Raw genomic sequence first — 19501 nt, 5'->3', positions numbered from 1 at the left:
CAGTCATTGTCTCGTGCTACTTGAAATGGTCAAATATGATAATTCTATTAATCAGTAATATTTATTCTATGAATTACTGTATATCTAAGTGCTTATTATTCTGTTTCAAAATCAATCTTAGCCTCAATATTAGAAAGGATGGTATTGGTATAGTTACCTTTGGCTGTAACATTAATTTTAATGGCGCGTTTTGAGTAAACACGCACAGTTACTTTGTCTGCATTATCAATAAGCACTACCCGAACCAATTCTCCCCAACTCCAAGCTGAAGCTTTTGCTTTGCCAATAATCATATAGGTGGCATCATCAATCTTTTCTGAAGATTCAATACTAAGACCCGCCTCTGTTGTAGCTTCTCGTGCGTATTTTACCATGTTTTTATAAGGGGCTTCGTAGGTTCTAGATTCCCCGGAATGTAATGGTGCACTACGTATTTTGTTAATCTTATTTTGTTGGGCGCTTGTAGTTTGTAGCCCTAAACCAAAAATTAGAAATAGACCTATTAAAATTAAATTCTTTGTCATTTTTTAAGTTTTTTAAATGTTGAAAATGAAGCGGCGTTTTATAACTTCGGATTATAGATTTATGAAGTTTTCTTTGAATTGTATTAACGTTTGCAATCCCCTGCTGCAATCATTCTAATGGTGGGGTTATAGGCGTTATCCCTAATAAGGATATCCTGACCTTCTTCACCTTCTTCGAGAGCTATTTTTGCATAGCCAATAAGGCTACAAAAATTGGAGAGCTTCTCGTTTTCAGATATGTTTATAGATCCGTTTCCAACGTTTTCAAGAACGGCGAGTCCAAAACTCGTTAAGCTGGGTTGAACCGTTATAACTATTTGATTAGCATAAGTTAAGTTGTTTGCTTCAAAGTTTTCTAAACTATTATTGTTTTGTAGCAATATGCCGTCACTTGTTCTAAGTTTAGGGAAACTGATTGTTCTAAGTTTATCTAAGTTAGTTACTCCAATAGAGCCTTCCTCAAGCGTATCGAAAGCATTAAAGATCGTTAACGCCGGATTTTGATAGATTCTAAGGCCATTCTTTAGAATGTTAATTTCATTAAACCCAGTTATTTCAAGAAGATTTGGATTTGTTGCAATCTGAACGAATTGTACATTTTTGAGATTGTCAAACCCTTTTATAGTTTCAAGATCTTTATTGCCTTCTATGATAAGTTCAATTTCCACACTTTCTAGAAGGGAAAAATCGGAAAGTTCATCTAAGCTATCATTATTAAATATGATAAGGTTTCTGGTACGCTTTAATTGGCTCAATGCGCTTAGGTCTTTTAGATTTTTGTTCTCCAATATGCTAAGGTCTCCTAGTATGGTTTCAAGATTATTTAGACCATTTAAACTTGATAAATTTTCGTTTTGATCAATCGTTACGAAATCACCAACCTCTCGAACATTTTCTAAACCAGCAAGGTTAGTTAAGCTGTTGTTTTCTGCTATAAACAGTTGTCCTCCTACTGCTGCTACATTAGCAAACACCGATAGATCGGAAATTGCAGGATTGTTTATAATTTCTAAATTCCTTTCAAGAGAATTACTCGCTTTAATGCCCTCTAGACTACTTAAAACGGTATTGTTTGCTATAGATATACCGATATTGAAATCACGGACACCTTGGAGTGCTTCAACTTGTTTTAAAACAGGATTGTTGATTATGGTTAAACTACTTGCGTTTATCAGATGATGTAAACCAGTTAAATCAAAAAGATTTGTATTGACTATTAATAGCCCTTTTTCGATATGATTAAGGTTTGCCAGTCCGGTAATATCAATGTTTTCACCATTTAATTGTAATGACCCGGTTACACGGGTATACCCTTCTGTGGAAAATATAGTTGCGGTTGCTTGATCACTTATGACATAATCTCCCTCAAATACTTTTTCATACACTTTAAAACCACTTAAATCCGATAGGCTCGTTGCGCCTTTTGAATCGGTGGATTGTATTTGCCAGTAGTAAGTTTCTCCTGTTATTAGGCGTTCTAAAATGAAATTTTCCACTTCAATTTCTGTGGCTAAAACCTCTAAAGCAGTAGGGTCTTGACCAAACAATAAGGTATATTTTAAAGTATCGTTTTCGTCGGGATCGTTACCTTCCCAGCTAAGCATGACCTCCAAAAATTGCTGCACGACTTCATCATTTATAGGGCTAACAATTTCGACTTTTAAGGGTGCCGCATTATTTGCTCTTTCATCGTTTTCTTCAACAATTATTTCTGGTTCTGGAGCAATTGTAATTGCTTCTTCTTTTGAGCATGATAGGCATGCAAAGATGCCTATCATGATTGCTATATTACTTTTTTTCATTGCCTTATTAGTTTTGTTCTATTGTCCACACGTCATTGTAAGCTGCTGTACCATTATTATCACCGGCAATAACCCAGATTTTATTATCGAACACTACAGATGTATGGGAAGAGCGAGCACCAAACCCTAGATTGGAATTCGCTTGGATCCAATTAACACCGTCATCACTATACCATGCATCATTTGTTCTACTACTATTTTCTCTACGTCCTGCTATTAGCCATAGCCTATTATTAAATACCACAGTAGAGTGCAAAACACGCACATCAAATTCTGCCTCAGATGTAACTAAACTCCACGTAATACCATTGGTAGAACTATAAATATTCTTGCTAAAGCCTGCTATATACCACATTTTGTTTTGAAATACCGATGCCTTGAAGCCTCTACAACAAAAATTGGCATTGTCTTGAAGTAATGTCCATGTGACACCATCTTCACTACTCCAAACTTCATTGTCAGCAGTAGATGACGCATCTCGCCCGCCAATTAAAAACAACTTATTATCGTAACTAAGAATTTGGGGAATGTACCGTGGTGTAAATTGCGCAGAGCTTGTAGCTTCCACCCAGTTTTCTCCATCTTCGGTATACCATACGTCATTTTTAAGACCTGCATCGTTAAAAGCAGATCGCCCACCTATTACCCACATTTTGTTATCAAAAATCACAGAGGCGTGTTCCCATCGTTTTCCAAAAGGTGCAGTTTCAGTTACCAAGGTCCAATTCTCTCCATCATCACTAGACCAGACATCGCTATAGGAGTTTCCACAACAGCCAACACCAGCAATCACCCACATTTTATTATTAAACACCACTGAGGTATGCCCGTACCTAATATTAAAATCAGCAGATTCAACAACTTGTGTAGCACTAGCCATACCGCGTGTTACAAAAGAACGTACTTCGCTTTCCGTTTCCCCTTCTTTACCGTCCGAAGCAATGATTTTCCAATAGTATCGGGTTTCATTTTCAAGATCTTGAGCTATGGTATAATTCGTACTAGATATGCCCTCTGCTATTTTGGTTGATGGGTTTGCATCGGTATCTAAAATAACATCATACGTAACCGCATCATTATCTGGATCTGAAACAGTGTTCCAAGACAGATTTGGTTTAAGAGGAAGATTTTGAGTATTGTCTTCAGGGGTAACCAGTACAGGAACTGTTGGTGCAACATTGGTTGAAAATGCAAAAATTTCACTAGTAGATTCACCACCACGACCGTCTTTTGCAACTACTTTCCAGTAATAGGTAGTATCCAATTCTAAACTAGTTGTAAGTGTATGCCTTATTGGAGTTTGCTCCGAGCTAATAAGTGTGGTAGGGTCGGTAGTGGTATCTAAATAAACATCATAGACAACAGTATCTCCGTCAGGATCTGTGGCTTGCTCCCATGTAAGTTCTGGTAGTAAGACGACACTTTTTAATTGATTTTCTGGCGTTTTTAATACAGCGGATAGTGGTGAGCTGTTTGGTTCTTCACTTGTAGTAAATGAAAATGTTTTCTCAGTACTTAACCCCTCTGAATCTTTTGCTATTACTTTACCAGAATATGAGGTGCTATAATCTAATCCATCTTGACTTATTGTTCTTTCCGAACTATTGGCAAGAATGTTGTTTCCATCTAATTCAACCGAGTAACTTACAGTATCGCCATCTGGATCTGTAGCTGTCGTCCAGTTTATAGTTACCGTATCTAAATTAACAGACGTAGTTATGGTAAAATCTCCTGGTGGTCTGTTTTCTGGTTCTGAAGAGGAATCTTCTTTACTGCAGCCTAAAGCTACTATTAGTGTAAAAATTGATAGAATCTTTTTCATTTTTGTTATGGTTTCTAATTATGAAGCCAAGGTCTAAAATGAAGGCAAGCGGCATATCAGTAAAAAGACGGAAAAAGATATATAGGGTTTACCCTAGGTTTGTGATAGTTAAGAGATAAGTCCTGCATTCATAGCCGCCTTTATGAGGCCTGCAGTATTTTTTGCACCAAATTTGGACAATAGGTTCGTTCGGTGACTTTCTATAGTTTTTATACTTACGAACAGTTTTTCCGCAATTTCGGCATTGGTGAATTCTTCAGAGATATGTTGTAGAATTTCCTTTTCTCGACGGGTCAGTTTAGGGATGGAAGTTTTAGGTTTTGCAACTCCTAAAGATTCTTGCAATAAGATATTTTCAATTGACCTTGGTAAAAACTGATTGCCCTTACTGACACTTCTTATAGCCTGGGTCAGTTCGTTTTTATTGGTGTTCTTTAATAAGTAGCTTTTTGCCCCGTTACGGAGCATGTTCTTTATAAATCCCGACTCGTTGTAATTAGAAACCGCTATGATATACATTTGTGGATACTGCTCCGTTAGAATCGCACAGAGTTCAATACCATTGGCCGTTTTTAAGTTTATATCTAAAAGAAGCACATTTGGCCTCATTTTTTGTAAAGCTTCTTGACATAAAACAGGATTGGTCCAGCTACCAGTTACCCGAATGTCATCAAACTCGGAAAGCATGGTCGCTAAACCTTCTAAAATCATTTCATGGTCATCTAAAATACCTACTTGAATCATGTGATATTAGCTTTGGAGAGGGTGACGGTAAAGGTACTTCCTTCACCCGAGGATTCTATGTTGAGATCCCCTTTTAAAAAGGCAACCCGAGAAGCGATGTTTTGGAGACCGATTCCGTTTTGGGAGATTTTAGTGTCAAACCCCTTTCCATTGTCCTCAATGACCAATTGAGTGAATTCTTCGGTATGATTGAGTTGAACTAAAGTTTCCGTAGCTTCGGCGTGTTTTACGATATTGTTCAACAATTCCTGAACAATACGGTACAGGGCGGTTTCCTGTTCCGTTGAAAAGTTGGGGACCTGGCCAAAGGTTTGAAAATCAATGTCCATTTGGTGGGCCAGTTGAATTTTTCTCAAATGCTGCTGTATGGCCTCGTTGAGGTTAAAGTTCTGTAGGGATGGTGGCGCTAAATTGTGCGAAATGCGACGTACCTGATCAATGGCATTATCAAGCATGCCCAATGTATTTTCAACAGTCTCCAGTTCGCCTTTATTTAGTTTTTTGCGACCTAAGGAGTCAACCTTGAACTTGATTACAGATAAATCGCCATTGATACCATCATGCAGGTCTTGTGCCAACCGGATTCGTTCTTTCTCTTCACCGGAAACCAGTGACTCCAATCGAATGATTTCATGTTGGTTTTTGAGGTTCGTAATTTCTTGTTCCTTTCTTTTTTGGCCCTCTTTGTTCAACCAAAAGCTAACAGCTAAAATTATTGCCAAAACACCTCCCAAACCACCCCAAAGGGCCAATTGCCGCTGTTTTTCTGCCAGAGAAAGTTCCTGTTTTGCAATGGTCATTTGTTGTTCGGCAATTTCACGTTCTTTTTTTTCCGAATCATATTTAATTGAAATATCATTAATTCTTTCCTGAAGCTCAATATTTTCAAGGCTATCTCTGGTGAGATGGTGACGATCTATATAATCAAAAGCTTTTTTTGCATTACCACGTTTCGCTTCAAGAGCGCCATAGTAGTAGTACATAGTATTTTCTCCTGAGAGATTTCCTGACTTTTTGAAAATGTTTGTAGCATCATCCAACAGTTTTTCAGCTTGGTTTAGTTTCCCCGTTTCTATATAAACATTTGCTAAATCAGAAAGAGACCCTGCTATCGTTTGTTCGTTACCCATTTTCTTTCTGATACTCAATCCCTTTTCTAAATAAGGAACGGCACTTTCATAATTTTCATTAAGAACATGCACAATTCCAATATTTCTATATTGGTAGCCCATTAATCTCATGTTTCCAGTCAGTTCTGCAATGTTTAAAGATTTTTTAAAAAAATACATTGCTTTATCTATGCTATCTTGCTCTTTTAAAGCAATACCCAAGCTATTATATGCTATTCCCAGATTGTTGGAATCTTTTGCTTTTATAGAAAGCTTTATTGACTTTTTATAGGTTTCCTTTGCTTTTTCATATTGGCTAGTTTGACGGAATACAATACCCATCCCATTCAATATTTTACCCTGTTGCTTAATATCTGTTTTATCCAAGTATGACAGGGATTTCACATAGTTTGAAATAGCACTTTCATATTGACTTAAGTATACGTTCAAAGAAGCAAGTTGATAGTATCCAGTGCATAAGCCACTACTATCATTCTTACTTTCTTTATAGTTAATATACGTTTTTATAGGGGCAATTCCATCTGCATAATTACCATTCATTCTTGCTATAACAGCTTTGTTCAAGATGGAAGACATTTCCATTTCTTTATTGTTTAACTGGTTACTTAAAAAAAACAGAGAATCATTGTAAGTGGTTGAAAGTTCAATATCAATATTAATGTACTCTTTTGTTATTGCATCAAATAAGGAAAGTTTTTCGCCAATTGATTTGACATTTTTTAGGGCTTGTATGAGACTATCTGTCTTACGCTCTTGAGAAAAAAGCTGACTGAATATAGATAATGTTAATAACAAAAATATTTTAATTTTAAAACGCACGTTTTGAGTATTAAGTTGTTTTTCAAAAGTAGAACACTTAAAAGATACGTTTTTACGGGTGAAATGCTAAAAATAAAATTAGGGTTAACCCTAGTGTTCTATTTAGACAAACCAATAAACAAAAAAACCGCCTCAATGGAGGCGGTCTCTTCAGCTTCTGTCTCAAGCTATTTGAATTAGTCAAAGGTATACCCATTATCGGCAGCGACTTTATCCGCAATTTGAGTGCGCAATGCTACTACGTTGGGTTGATTTGTATATTTCGTAAAACGTTTAAGGCCCATTAGCATCATTTTTTGCTCGTCACCTTCGGCGAATGATACTATGGCTTCTTTTCCTTTTTGAACAACTGTGTCCGTAGCTCTATACAGATAAAGTTTAGACATTGCAATTTGGGTAGCCTGAGCTTCTTCACCAAAACGTTTGGCATTCTTTTCGGTTCTCAATATAGCGGATTCCGCTAAATAAACCTGAATTAGAATATCTGAAGCTGACATCAACAATTGCTGATGCTCTTCTAATTTAGGACCAAACTTCTGCACTGCACTACCGGCCACCATCAAAAATACTTTTTTAAGCCTTTTAATAAGGTCTTTTTCTTCGGCGAAAAGTTCCGAAAAGTCCGTGCTATCAAAAGAAGGTATTCCCATTAGTTCTTCACCAACTGCTGTGGCCGGACCCAATAAATCAACATGGCCTTTCATAGCTTTTTTAACTAGCATACCAACTGCAAGCATACGATTAATCTCATTGGTGCCTTCGTAAATTCTAGAAATTCGGGCATCTCTCCATGCAGATTCCATCGGGGTATCTGCGCTGAAGCCCATTCCTCCAAAAATTTGGATTCCTTCATCAGTGGTTTGTTGCACGTGTTCTGAAACTGCTACTTTAAGAATAGAACATTCAATGGCATACTCCTCTACGCCTTTTAATTCAGCCTCTTGATGTGTATTTCCTTCAGCTTCTCTTATTGCGATTCTATCCTCAATATTTTTGGCAGCTCTATATGAAGCTGATTCATCTACATAAACGTTGGTGGCCATATCAGCGATTTTCGCTTTTATAGCACCAAAATTCATAATAGGCGTTTTGAACTGAATACGTTCGTTTGCATATTTGGTCGCTTCATTAATCACCCTTCGTTGCGCATCTAAGCAAGCGGCAGCTAGCTTTATTCGCCCAACGTTTAAAGCATTCATGGCTATTTTAAAGCCATTGCCACGCTCAGATAGCATGTTCTCAACAGGTACTTTAGTTTCGTTGAAGAAAACCTGACGCGTAGAAGAGGCATGTATACCTAACTTCTTTTCTTCATCGCCAAGAGAAATTCCATTTGATGGGTCATTCTCAACAATAAAGCCTGTAATATTTTTATCATCACCAATACGTGCAAAAACAATAAATAAGCTACAAAAACCAGCATTGGATATCCACATTTTTTGACCAGATATCAGGTAATGTTTACCATCTTCAGAAAGAACTGCTTTTGTCTTACCAGAATTAGCATCGGAGCCTGCACCAGGTTCGGTCAAACAGTAAGCACCAAACCATTCGCCAGAGGCTAATTTTGGAACATATTTTTGTTTTTGTTCCTCTGTGCCGTATAAGGTAATCGGCATTGTGCCAATACCGGTATGTGCACCAAAGGCCGTGCTAAAAGAACCAGTTGCACCAGAGATATAATCACAAACTAACATGGTAGAAACAAATCCCATTCCCATGCCACCGTATGATTCTGGAACAGCCACGCTTAGCAAACCAAGCTCGCCAGCTTTGCGCATGGTTTCTTCAGTGAAACCATAATCTTTATTTTCAAATCGTTCCCAATGCGCCCAAAGCTCCCTATCTACAAACTCCTTGGTGCTTTCGCGCATCATGCGCTGCTCTTCATTTAAATCTTCTAACGTAAAAACATCTTCACAGTTCGTTTCTTTGACAAGAAATTGTCCTCCGCGAAGAATTTCTTTTTGCATTGTATCAGTACTCATAACTATTTTTTTATCTAATTCAAAAATTCAAAAATTCCAGCAGCTCCTTGACCAGTTCCCACGCACATCGTAACCATACCGTATTTTCCTTGCATATTACGTTTACGCATTTCGTCAAACAACTGAACAGACAGTTTGGCTCCAGTGCAACCTAAAGGATGCCCCAGCGCAATGGCACCGCCATTTACATTAACGATGTCTTGGTTTAGACCTAATTCACGTATAACTGCTAAAGACTGCGAAGCAAAAGCTTCATTAAGCTCAATAAGTTCTATGTCATCTTGCTTTAAGCCCGCTTGCTTCAGCGCTTTAGGAACTGCGGCAACCGGACCTATGCCCATAATTCTTGGCGGAACACCCGCTGCGGCATAATTCACCAGTCTTGCAATCGGTTCTAGGTTTAGCTCTTTCACCATTTCTTCACTCATGACCATTACAAAGGCTGCGCCATCACTCATTTGAGATGAATTACCAGCAGTAACACTACCATTGGCAGCAAAAACAGGACGTAATTTGTTCAATACCGTTGTTGAAGTTCCTTTTCTGGGACCTTCGTCTTTGGTCACCGTATATTTTTTTGTGGTTTTTTTACCATCAGGACCCAAAAGGGTTTGTTCCACTTCAATAGGTACTATTTGGTCTTGAAAGCGGTCTTCAGCTTGTGCTTTTAAAGCTTTCATGTGTGAGTTGTAGGCAAACTCATCTTGGTCTTCTCGGGACACTTTGTATTCTTGAGCTACTGCTTCTGCAGTATTTCCCATTCCCCAATAGTAATCCTCATGACCTGCTTTTACTATATCGTAGTTTAATTCCGTTTTATACCCCGTCATAGGTACTGAACTCATGCTTTCAGCGCCTCCTGCGATAATACAATCTGCCATCCCTGCCTGAATTTTTGCTGTTGCAATACCAATAGTCTCAATTCCTGAGGAGCAGAATCTATTTACGGTTACACCCGGAACATCAACAATGTCTAATCCCATTAAAGAAATCAAACGTGCCATATTCAAGCCCTGCGAACCTTCAGGCATAGCGTTGCCCACAATAACATCGTCTATCCTTTTTTTATCCAATTGGGGTAGCTCTTTCATCATGTGTTCAATAGTCTCCGCGGCCAATTCGTCTGTTCTTTTAAAACGGAATACGCCCTTAGGAGCTTTGCCAACCGCTGTGCGATATCCTTTAACTATATATGCTGTTTTCATTTGCTATTAGTATTGAGTAAATAGATTTTAGTACTGAGTTACAGTTTCTGCTGAAATGAATAATTCATTTTTTGCAGTTCAATACAATTATCTATTAATGGTTGTACTTTTTCTTTAGTTAATAGTTTTAATTCAATTGTAAGTATTATTTGGGTTTGAAGCTCATAAGCAGAGCCATTTGTTATACTCAAGAAATGTTTAAACTCTTTATTAGAATTTCTACCAGCCCCTTCAGCTATGTTAGAAGGAATTGATACTGAACTTCTTTTAATTTGAGAGACCAGTCCGTATTTTTCATCTTTTGGCAATTCAGAAATAAGCAAGTAGACCTTTTTTACAAGTTCTATTGCTTTACTCCAAATTTTAAGATTTTCAACTTTGTGCATCTCAGTTCTTAATTACTCATTTCTCAATACTACGAAACTAGTTTCGCAATGGTTTACCAGTTTTTAACATGTGCTGAATACGCTCTAATGTTTTACGTTCGGTACAGAGCGATAAGAACGCTTCTCTCTCAATATCAAGAAGGTATTGTTCAGAAACGTAGGTCGGTTCAGATAAATCACCACCTGCCATAACATAAGCTAGCTTATTTGCGATTTTTTTGTCGTGCTCACTAATGTAATTGCTTGCTTCCATAGAATCAGTTCCAACTAAAAACATACCTAAGGCCTGCTTACCGAGTACCTTAACATCTTTTCTGGTTGGTGGTTTTGTGTAGCCCGCTTCAGCCATTAATTTAGCATGCGCTTTGGCAGTCGCGATTTGTCTGTCTTTGTTAACTACAACAATATCTTTTCCTTTTTGAAGAATACCTAGGTCATAAGCTTCATAGGCTGAAGTGGATACTTTTGCCATTCCAATAGTTAAAAAGTACTCTTGCAAAATATTTAATTCAACATCACCTTTTCTAAAAGAATCTGATGCTCGTAAAGCAAATTCTTTAGAACCTCCACCACCAGGAATAACCCCAACTCCGAACTCTACTAGACCAATATATGTTTCAGCTGCAGCAACTACTTTGTCTGCATGCAATGAAAGTTCACAACCTCCACCTAAAGTCATGCCATGTGGGGCAGACACTGTCGGAATAGATGAATAACGCATGCGCATCATGGTATCTTGGAACATTTTTATGGCCATATTTAGCTCATCATACTCTTGCTCGACGGCCATCATGAAAATCATTCCGATATTGGCACCAACAGAGAAATTAGCAGCCTGATTACCAACTACTAGGCCTTGATAATCTTTCTCGGCCAAGTCAATGGCTTTGTTTAATCCGGCCAAAACATCGCCACCAATGGTATTCATCTTAGATTGGAACTCAACATTTAAAATGCCATCTCCTAAATCTTCGACAACCACACCGTTATTTTTAAAGACTTCTTTTGATTTTCTGATATTATCTAAAATGATGAAGGCATCCTGTCCAGGAATTTTAACCATCTCTTTTTTAGGAATATCATAGAAGTAAGTAGCACCATCTTTTACAGTGTAAAATGAAGTAATGCCAGTGGCTTTCATTTCTGCTACCCAAGAGGCAGCCTCTTGATTTTCAGCAGCAATAAACTCTAAACCTTTATCCAATCCTACAGCATCCCAAATTTGAAAAGGACCATGTTCCCAGCCAAAACCAGCTTTCATGGCATCATCTATTTTATAAAGGTCATCGGTGATTTCCGGAATACGATGTGAAACATAAGCGAATAGTGCACCAAAACTCTTACGATAAAATTCTCCAGCCTTATCCTTTCCTCCACATAAAACAGCAAATCTATCAACTACATTATCAATAGTTTTCGTAAGCTCCAGTGTTGCAAACTTTGCACTTTTTTTAGATCGATATTCCATCGTGTCCAAGTCAAGTGTCAAGATTTCAGTCTTACCCTTGGCGTCTTTTGATTTTTTGTAAAAACCTTGTCCTGATTTACTGCCCAACCATTTGTTTTCCATCATTGTGGAGATGAAATCTGGTAGGGAAAATAAAGCATGACGTTCGTCATCTTTACAATTTTCTGCAATTCCATTAGCAACATGTACTAAAGTATCCAAACCAACTACATCAACCGTTCTAAACGTCGCTGATTTTGGTCTACCAATAACCGGACCTGTAAGTTTATCGACCTCTTCAACGGTCATGCCCATTTCCTTAACCGCATGGAAAAGGCTCTGAATACTGAAAATACCGATACGGTTACCGATAAAGGCTGGGGTATCTTTGGCAACTACCGAGGTTTTACCTAAGAATTGCTCTCCATAGCCGTTTAAAAATTCCAATACTTCTGAAGAAGTTTTGGGACCTGGAATAATCTCGAATAGTTTTAAGTATCGTGCTGGGTTAAAAAAGTGCGTTCCACAAAAATGCTTTTGAAAATCATCACTTCTTCCCTCGCTCATAAAATTGATAGGAATACCGGAGGTGTTCGATGTAATTAAGGTACCAGGAGTTCTATGTTTTTCTAAATTCTCAAAAACTATTTTTTTAATATCCAGTCTTTCTACAACCACCTCAATAATCCAGTCTACAGCAGAAACCTTAGCAATATCATCTTCTAAATTTCCAGTAGTGATTCTATCAGCAAATTTTTGATGGTAAATAGGAGAGGGCTTTGATTTTAATGCAGCTGTCAACGAATCGTTTACTAAACGATTACGAACTACTTTGTCTTCAAGAGAAAGACCTTTAGCTTTTTCTTTGTCATTTAATTCTCTAGGGACAATGTCAAGCAATAAGACCTCAACACCAATGTTGGCAAAGTGGCAAGCGATGCCACTTCCCATAATACCAGAACCAATGACGGCTACTTTATTGATATGCCTTTTCATTTATACGTGTTAATTAGTTGTTGTTTTTGAATATATTTTTTTGTCTAAAATCAATTTATTGATAACCTCAATGGTATTGAAAAAACCCGTTAAATCTTCTTCTGAAATATCATCTTTTACGGCCTCATTAAATCGAAGTACTACTTCTTTCGAATCTTTTCTTTTCGCAAGCCCAAGCGATGTTAAATGAATTAACACGCCTCTACCATCATTCGGGTTGGGTCTTCTTTCGATATAGCCCTTTTCTTCAATACTTTTTAATATTCTAGAAAGACTCGTAGACTCCATGCCCATTTTTGGCCCAAGCGCTGTACTTGGTGTTCCTTTTTTTGGGTCAATACTTAACAAGGTAAAACCTATTGCCATGGTGAGGCCATAGTTTTTAGCTTCTTCATTATACATTTTGATAACTGCCTGCCAGGTTGCTCTTAATGCATAGTCGATGGTTAAATCTTTCATAGAATAAAAATCGATACCAAATATAGGAAAATTTATTATGCATGCATAATAAATTTAATGAGAAGACAGCTTTGAAAGCTAACTAAGCGCGTTAAAAAATGGGTCTAAAGTCCCCTTCTTTTAATTTCCTTTTTGAAGTTCCGGTAATTGACATAGATAGGAAGCATGGTCATAGGCCCTACAAGTATTGGAACCAATGTGGTAAATTGAAAGTTTCCTTTTTCGACACTATAAATTTGAATACCGATTAAAAAAGTTATTAAAATCAACCAAATAATACCAAACACAATAGTTATTGTCTTCATCCTATTTGCCGTCTGGATTAATTTGGCATCCTCGTATTTATGAAAACCCATTAATGATTGTAAATATCGTTATACAACTTAATGTACTTTTCTTTTACAATTTTTCTTCTAAGTTTCATAGTAGGGGTAAGATGCCCGTCATCGATACTCCAAACATCGGGGGTAAGTCTAAACTGTTTTACTTTTTCCCATTTTGCAAAGTCTTCATTGGCCGAATCTATTTCTTCTTGAATTCTGTCTATAACTTTTTCATTCAGCACAATATCTGAATTTTCACCAACGGATATGTTGTTTCTTTCTGCCCAAGAATATAAAAATTCAAAGTTAGGTTGTATTAGAGCTGCAGGCATTTTTTCTCCTTCGCCGACGACCATAATCTGATCAATGAAACGTGATTGTTTAAATCTGTTTTCTAAAAGTTGAGGGGCGACGTATTTACCGCCTGAGGTTTTGAACATCTCTTTTTTACGGTCGGTAATTCTTAAAAATCCATCGTCATCTATTTCGCCAATATCCCCAGTATGGAAATATCCATTTTTAAGAACCTCTGCGGTCTTGTCCGGATCTTTATAATACCCCATCATTACATTCGGTCCTTTACAAAGAATCTCCCCATCTTCTGCAATCTTTACTTCTACATCATTTATGATGCGACCTACCGAACCGATTTTCCAACCTTTGTTTTCTTCTTGATTTACTGAAATTACGGGAGAGGTTTCGGTTAAACCATAGCCTTCCATTACTGGTATACCTGCTGCACCAAATACTCGGCTTAACCTGGTCTGCAATGCTGCACTGCCAGAGACCATCGTAGTCAGATTACCACCGAGACCTTCTTGCCATTTGCTAAAGATTAGTTTTCGGGCCAGACCTAGCTGTTTTTCGTACCACCAGCCATTTTGACCATACGGTTCATATTTAAGCCCTAATTCAACAGCCCAAAAGAATAATTTTTTCTTGATGCCTTCAAGGGCGGTTCCTTTCGCGATAATGGAATCATATACTTTTTCAAGCAATCTAGGTACTACCGTCATCACTTCTGGTTTGACCTCTTTTAGATTGTCACTAATTTTATCCAAGCCCTCAGCAAAATAAATTTGAATACCGCAATACTGATATAAGTAAAGGATCATACGCTCAAAAATATGACAAACTGGTAAGAAGCTTAGGGCGCTGGCCCCCGCTTGAAATGGAACTCGCTCTTTACTCGCAATAACATTCGATACAATGTTGTTGTGTGACAACATAACCCCTTTTGGTCTGCCAGTTGTGCCAGAAGTGTATATTAAAGTTGCTAGGTCTTGAGGTTGTACAGCAGCTTTTCTAGCCTCAACTTCGTCTTGATTACTGGTGTCTTTGCCTTTTTCTAATACTTTGCCCCAATTTTCACAATTGGGTAGGTCATCAAAGGAAAACACATCTTTTAATTTTTTTAGCTTACCACTGATGGCAAGCACTTTATCTAGAACTTCTTGGCAAGAAACAAAACAATATTTTGCTTCTGAGTGATTAAGCACATATTCATAGTCATCCTCAGAAATTGTAGGATAGATAGGCACGTTTTGAGCTCCTACTTGCAAAATGCCAATATCACAGATATTCCATTCCGTTCTATTGGTCATTGAGATGATGGCGATTTTATCATTGGGTTTGACACCCAATCGCAATAAACCCCTGCTTATGGCATTTGCTTGATTTATGTACTCTTGGGAGGAGGTAGACACCCATCTCCCATCTATTTTGGATACTAGGGCCTTTTTTAAATTGAATTTTTCTAATTGATAATAAGGAAAATCGAAGAGTCTAGTTACCGTTTGCATACCAAGTTTCTATTAAGTAATTGCAAAATAGGGAAAGCAAGCGGGATTGAAAAATGTATTTACCGATGACAGTTCATAAATTTTTGTGATTATTTATTATAAATACATGAAAATATAAGGCCTAATTTTTTTAATCTATAGATATAGACTACTGACCTACAGTTCTTAGCCGCACATAGATATGTAGGAAAAAACATATGAAACAATATTATATTAGCCTTCTCAAATCATTAGTTATGAAAAAATACTACCTACTAAGTAAACCTTTAAAAAAAATATGTACCCTTCAGATTTTTCTTTTTGCTATAGCTTTATCCGCTCAAAGTGAGTCATTTGAGTGCGATTTCAATGCCTATTTATTTCAATATAATGATATTTATGCAATAGACTTGGCTTCGGGAAGCTCCTTTTTGGTAAAGGAGAACATTGTGCCTGGCAAAATTAATGGTGCTGCTTATAATTCTGCAGATGGATATCTATGGGGCTATACAGATAGCGCACCAAAATCAATAATAAGAATAGGTAAAGATTTTAATACCGAAACGTATACCATACCAGAGATACCAGTTACCGGAATGAATTATGTTGGAGATATTTCTTTGTATGGACAGTATTACTTTCGGGCAGGTTCTTCTACATATTATCATGTTGACTTAAATCCAGAGTCACCTACCTACCTGCAATATATGGGTAGCACTGTTTTAAGTAGGAATATAAAGATTCATGATTGGGCTTTTAATGCTGCAGATAATATGCTTTATGCTGTAGAAAAGGCTACAAATCGATTATACAGAATAGAAGTTGAAACTGGTGAGGTAGAGGATTTAGGTGAAGTTCCTATTTTGGCAGGAAACAATTACACTTATGGGGCTGTATATTTTGATTTAGATGGTAATTTTTATGTCTCCGCTAACCAGACTGGTAGTGTTTATGTTATAAGAGAAGTACAAAACATTACAGCTGGTAATATCAATTCAAATATTTTTGCTTTTGGACCTGCTTCCGCCAGTAACGATGGAGCTAGATGCCCTACCGCGCCCGTACCTCAAGAAGATTGTAAAAATGGTATTGATGATGATGGTGATGGATTAGTCGATTGTGATGATCCTTCTTGTTCAGGAGTTGCAAGTTGTCCTGTAACATTCACTGCTTCTACCGGAAATAATGGAGGATTAGAAAGTAATGATAGGCTTGCCAATTTAATTAGTAACAGAAATTATAAACGAGTTAAAAATAACTATGAGTTCGATAAAACAGCGGCTTTAAAAGTATTTAAGACTGAAGCTTATATGAAAAGTGGTAAACATTCACCAAACAACATTCCTTTAAATACCTTAATTCCCTTAGATGTCATTGGAGAGTCAAATACTATTGAATCCGCACCTTCAGATTTACTAGAGTTGACCAATGCTAGCGATATTTATGCAGTCGATTATTTAAGAGATAATGAAACTGTGAGCGCAATGATGGTAATTAAAACAAACGAGAAAGTTTATGAACATAGTAAATTTATATGTGATCGTTTTCTAGGTGCTCAGTTATTATCTGTTTCAACAATACAATTAAGAGAAAAAGATTTTATTAAGTCAATCATAAAACAACCAGATGGTAGTTTAGAATTTGCAATTAGTTTTTCTGCTCGCTTAAATGAAGAATCTAAATTTATAATAGAATCACATTGGAATATCGATTCTTACGAAAAAGAAGAGGCGTATTATAATTTTCAAATTTGGTCTAATTCTATTGACGACCTTCTTTCTTTAGCAGAAGAGGTATTAAACCTTTTGGAAAGTAATACCAAAATTAAGGATTATAAAACTTCTATGCCTCCACCAGTTTTTGTGAAGTCTGCCAAATATGAGAAAGGTCAAGTTTTAATGAATATTGTCAATAATAATAAGTCTGAAAACTTAACCTTAGAAGGTGGTATTAAAAGAACAGAAACTAGTTCTACAGAAATTGTTGGATTAACATCTACAATTGATGGTTATTTAGATACTGTTTCACTAGAAACAGGAAATATGTTTGATTTTGGGTTTCGAATTTCAAATGGAAATGGTGATACACCAGATGATTTGTTTGTAGCTGATGCCCCTTGGGGTCTTGATGATAGTGCGGAGAACACCAATGTAATGCACTACGAGGTTAAGGTAAATCAAGATACCTATTGGGGCGATGGCTATCCGATAGAGCGAAATATTAATTTATCAGCATCAACTAGCAGTTATGTTGGAGTATATAGGGCACTAAGTCCGAGGTTTGCAGCAGTAGATTTATCTAGTTATTCTACCATGTCGTTTACAGCAAGTGGAACCGGCAATCTAGAAGTTAAACTTTTAAAGAGTAATGGAGATACTTATAGTTCTGTGGTTTCTCTTTCAGATACAGAAAGAACATTCTATTTGAAGAATGAAACATTTACAACTACGGCAGGAGGATTAACAGACTTTTCTGATTTGAAGGTTTTAACTTTTAACCTAAAATCAAGTTCAGGTGCTATAGAGCAAAAGACCCTAAACCTGAAAAATGTAGAGTTTTCAAATGCCGAACAACCTAGAATATTTTTAGATGACGACACTACTAAATCTATTCTAAGTCCAAACCCAGTAACTGAAGCTACTTTTCTTTATTTCTTCGAAGATCAGTCGGGAAGTTTTGAGTTAGAATTGTTTGATCTTAGTGGGAAAAGAATACTCTCGCATTCACAAAAAGGAACAACGGAACGAGGACAAAATAGAATTCTGATCAATAGGGATAACTTAGGTTCTGGCCTATACTTATATAGGCTAGAAAGTTCAAATGAGAAAATTTGGAGCGGTAGATTATTAGTAAAATAGTTTTGGATTTTACAAATTCACTAAGCCGTATCTGACTGTTTTAGAAATAGATACGGCTTTTTCCTTTTAACAATAAAAGATTAGCTCTTCTCAATTAAATGAAATTTCATTCCTTCATGTGAAGCTCTGAATCCTAAGCTTTCATAGAACCGTAATGCTTCGGGCCTCTTTTTATCCGTTGTCAGTTGAATAACATGGGCTCCCTTTTCTTTAGCTCTTGTTATTGCCCATTTAAAAAGTTGTTGACCAATACCTTTTCCCCTATGTTCTTCATGAATTCTAACGGCTTCAATCTGTGCCCTAATACCTCCTTGATAAGTTAAATATTGAATAAATGATAACTGTAAGGTGCCTATTATTTGTTGGGATTCATTTTCTAGCACTACTAATTCTTGATTCGGGTCCGAATTAATATTACTGAATGCTTCATAATAGCTATCAGGAAGCGGGATTTTAAAATTTTCCCTAAGCACACCTAATTTATCATTGGCAATCATTTCGACAATGGCGACAACATCATCTTTTTTTGCTGGCCGAATCATCACTATTTATGAGATTCTTGACTTAATGAATTTAAATTGCCCATTATGGTTAGATTCATGTTCGCACACATGGAACCATTTGCAATAGTTATTTGTTGGTCCCCATGGCCAATTATTATCAACAGCAAATAACCAATCATCATCACGTTTTTTCAGTTCTTCAAGTGTATGTGCCCTTACCTTAGTCATTTCTTCTATATAATAATCTAAAGTATTGCCTTGTATTTGTTTACGTGCATTAGCACCTAAACCTGAAGCAATGGACCATTTGTCAGAATCTTCCTTAGACCAATCTCCCCAATTTTTATTTTCAAAAGTATGTATTTGATAAAAGCGCTCGGTAGCCGCTAAATGCATTAACATAGCTCCTATACTATTAGCATCTTCATCTACCAAATAGTCAAGATCCGAAACACTCATACCTCGCACAGGAGCAAGAATAACCATACGCATCCAATTCAACATAGAAACTAAAGTTCCAATTTGAGGTGTATAACCCTCTTTCGGGCCAACAATATTTACATCAGCATCTTGTGTAAAACTTGGTAAAGGTTGTAAATGCGGGGCAGCAATTACCCCAGTGGCACCGAAAGCACCAAGCGTTAATAATGATGATTTTTTAATGAAATTTCTTCTGTCTACTGATGGTGATTGATTATTCATTTTTAAGGTTAT

At 36.9% G+C, this 19501-nt stretch carries 14 protein-coding genes; 1 reads left to right on the top strand and 13 read right to left on the bottom strand.

Translation table 11 applies throughout. The annotated features are described in order from the left end of the window. Positions 1-95 precede the first annotated feature (95 nt). From ACFSQJ_RS08440 to ACFSQJ_RS08390, 11 genes are all read right to left on the bottom strand, one after another. Positions 96-524: a hypothetical protein gene (locus tag ACFSQJ_RS08440; protein ID WP_377766509.1), complete on the bottom strand. Its 429-nt coding sequence runs from the start codon at positions 522-524 to the stop codon at positions 96-98. A gap of 83 nt (positions 525-607) precedes the next feature. Beyond that, on the bottom strand, positions 608-2326 hold the full coding sequence (locus ACFSQJ_RS08435) for a hypothetical protein (protein ID WP_377766508.1): 1719 nt from the start codon (positions 2324-2326) through the stop codon (positions 608-610). Positions 2327-2333: 7 nt separating this feature from the next. Next, positions 2334-4148, bottom strand: coding sequence for a Kelch repeat-containing protein (locus ACFSQJ_RS08430; protein ID WP_377766507.1), 1815 nt, complete (start codon positions 4146-4148; stop codon positions 2334-2336). 108 nt (positions 4149-4256) lie between these two features. Beyond that, positions 4257-4892: a response regulator gene (locus ACFSQJ_RS08425; protein ID WP_377766506.1), complete on the bottom strand. Its 636-nt coding sequence runs from the start codon at positions 4890-4892 to the stop codon at positions 4257-4259. After that, on the bottom strand, positions 4889-6817 hold the full coding sequence (locus ACFSQJ_RS08420) for a tetratricopeptide repeat-containing sensor histidine kinase (protein ID WP_377766505.1): 1929 nt from the start codon (positions 6815-6817) through the stop codon (positions 4889-4891). Before ACFSQJ_RS08420 ends, ACFSQJ_RS08425 begins: the two co-directional genes overlap by 4 nt. A 200-nt stretch (positions 6818-7017) precedes the next feature. After that, positions 7018-8829: an acyl-CoA dehydrogenase family protein gene (locus ACFSQJ_RS08415; RefSeq protein WP_377766504.1), complete on the bottom strand. Its 1812-nt coding sequence runs from the start codon at positions 8827-8829 to the stop codon at positions 7018-7020. A 14-nt stretch (positions 8830-8843) separates the two neighbouring features. Next, complete coding sequence (locus tag ACFSQJ_RS08410; RefSeq protein ID WP_377766503.1) at positions 8844-10034, bottom strand: acetyl-CoA C-acyltransferase; 1191 nt, start codon at positions 10032-10034, stop codon at positions 8844-8846. A 38-nt stretch (positions 10035-10072) separates the two neighbouring features. Beyond that, positions 10073-10420 carry a four helix bundle protein gene (locus tag ACFSQJ_RS08405; RefSeq protein WP_377766502.1) on the bottom strand — a complete coding sequence of 116 codons (348 nt, stop codon included), beginning with the start codon at positions 10418-10420 and terminating at the stop codon, positions 10073-10075. Positions 10421-10457: 37 nt separating this feature from the next. Beyond that, entirely contained in the window at positions 10458-12863 is a 2406-nt protein-coding gene (locus ACFSQJ_RS08400) for a 3-hydroxyacyl-CoA dehydrogenase/enoyl-CoA hydratase family protein (RefSeq protein WP_377766501.1), read from the bottom strand. Positions 12864-12872: 9 nt separating this feature from the next. Further along, positions 12873-13322 carry a MarR family winged helix-turn-helix transcriptional regulator gene (locus tag ACFSQJ_RS08395; protein ID WP_377766500.1) on the bottom strand — a complete coding sequence of 150 codons (450 nt, stop codon included), beginning with the start codon at positions 13320-13322 and terminating at the stop codon, positions 12873-12875. A gap of 355 nt (positions 13323-13677) precedes the next feature. Continuing rightward, complete coding sequence (locus ACFSQJ_RS08390; protein WP_377766499.1) at positions 13678-15447, bottom strand: AMP-dependent synthetase/ligase; 1770 nt, start codon at positions 15445-15447, stop codon at positions 13678-13680. 236 nt (positions 15448-15683) lie between these two features. Between ACFSQJ_RS08390 and ACFSQJ_RS08385 the strand changes: the two genes are divergently transcribed. Then, complete coding sequence (locus tag ACFSQJ_RS08385) at positions 15684-18284, top strand: DUF6923 family protein (protein ID WP_377766498.1); 2601 nt, start codon at positions 15684-15686, stop codon at positions 18282-18284. Positions 18285-18364: 80 nt separating this feature from the next. On the opposite strand, the gene ACFSQJ_RS08380 is transcribed toward ACFSQJ_RS08385, so the two are convergent. Next, positions 18365-18826 (bottom strand): GNAT family N-acetyltransferase, encoded by a 462-nt coding sequence (locus ACFSQJ_RS08380; protein WP_377766497.1) that lies wholly within the window; start codon positions 18824-18826, stop codon positions 18365-18367. Positions 18827-18832: 6 nt separating this feature from the next. Next, a complete protein-coding gene (locus ACFSQJ_RS08375; protein ID WP_377766496.1) occupies positions 18833-19489 on the bottom strand; it encodes a DinB family protein in 657 nt (218 codons plus the stop codon). Positions 19490-19501 lie beyond the last annotated feature (12 nt).

Origin of the sequence: Croceitalea marina (genome assembly GCF_042684265.1) — a bacterium.
GTDB lineage: Bacteria > Bacteroidota > Bacteroidia > Flavobacteriales > Flavobacteriaceae > Croceitalea > Croceitalea marina.
Note: the sequence above shows the minus strand (reverse complement) of the source record. Positions and strands in the feature narration are given on the sequence as shown.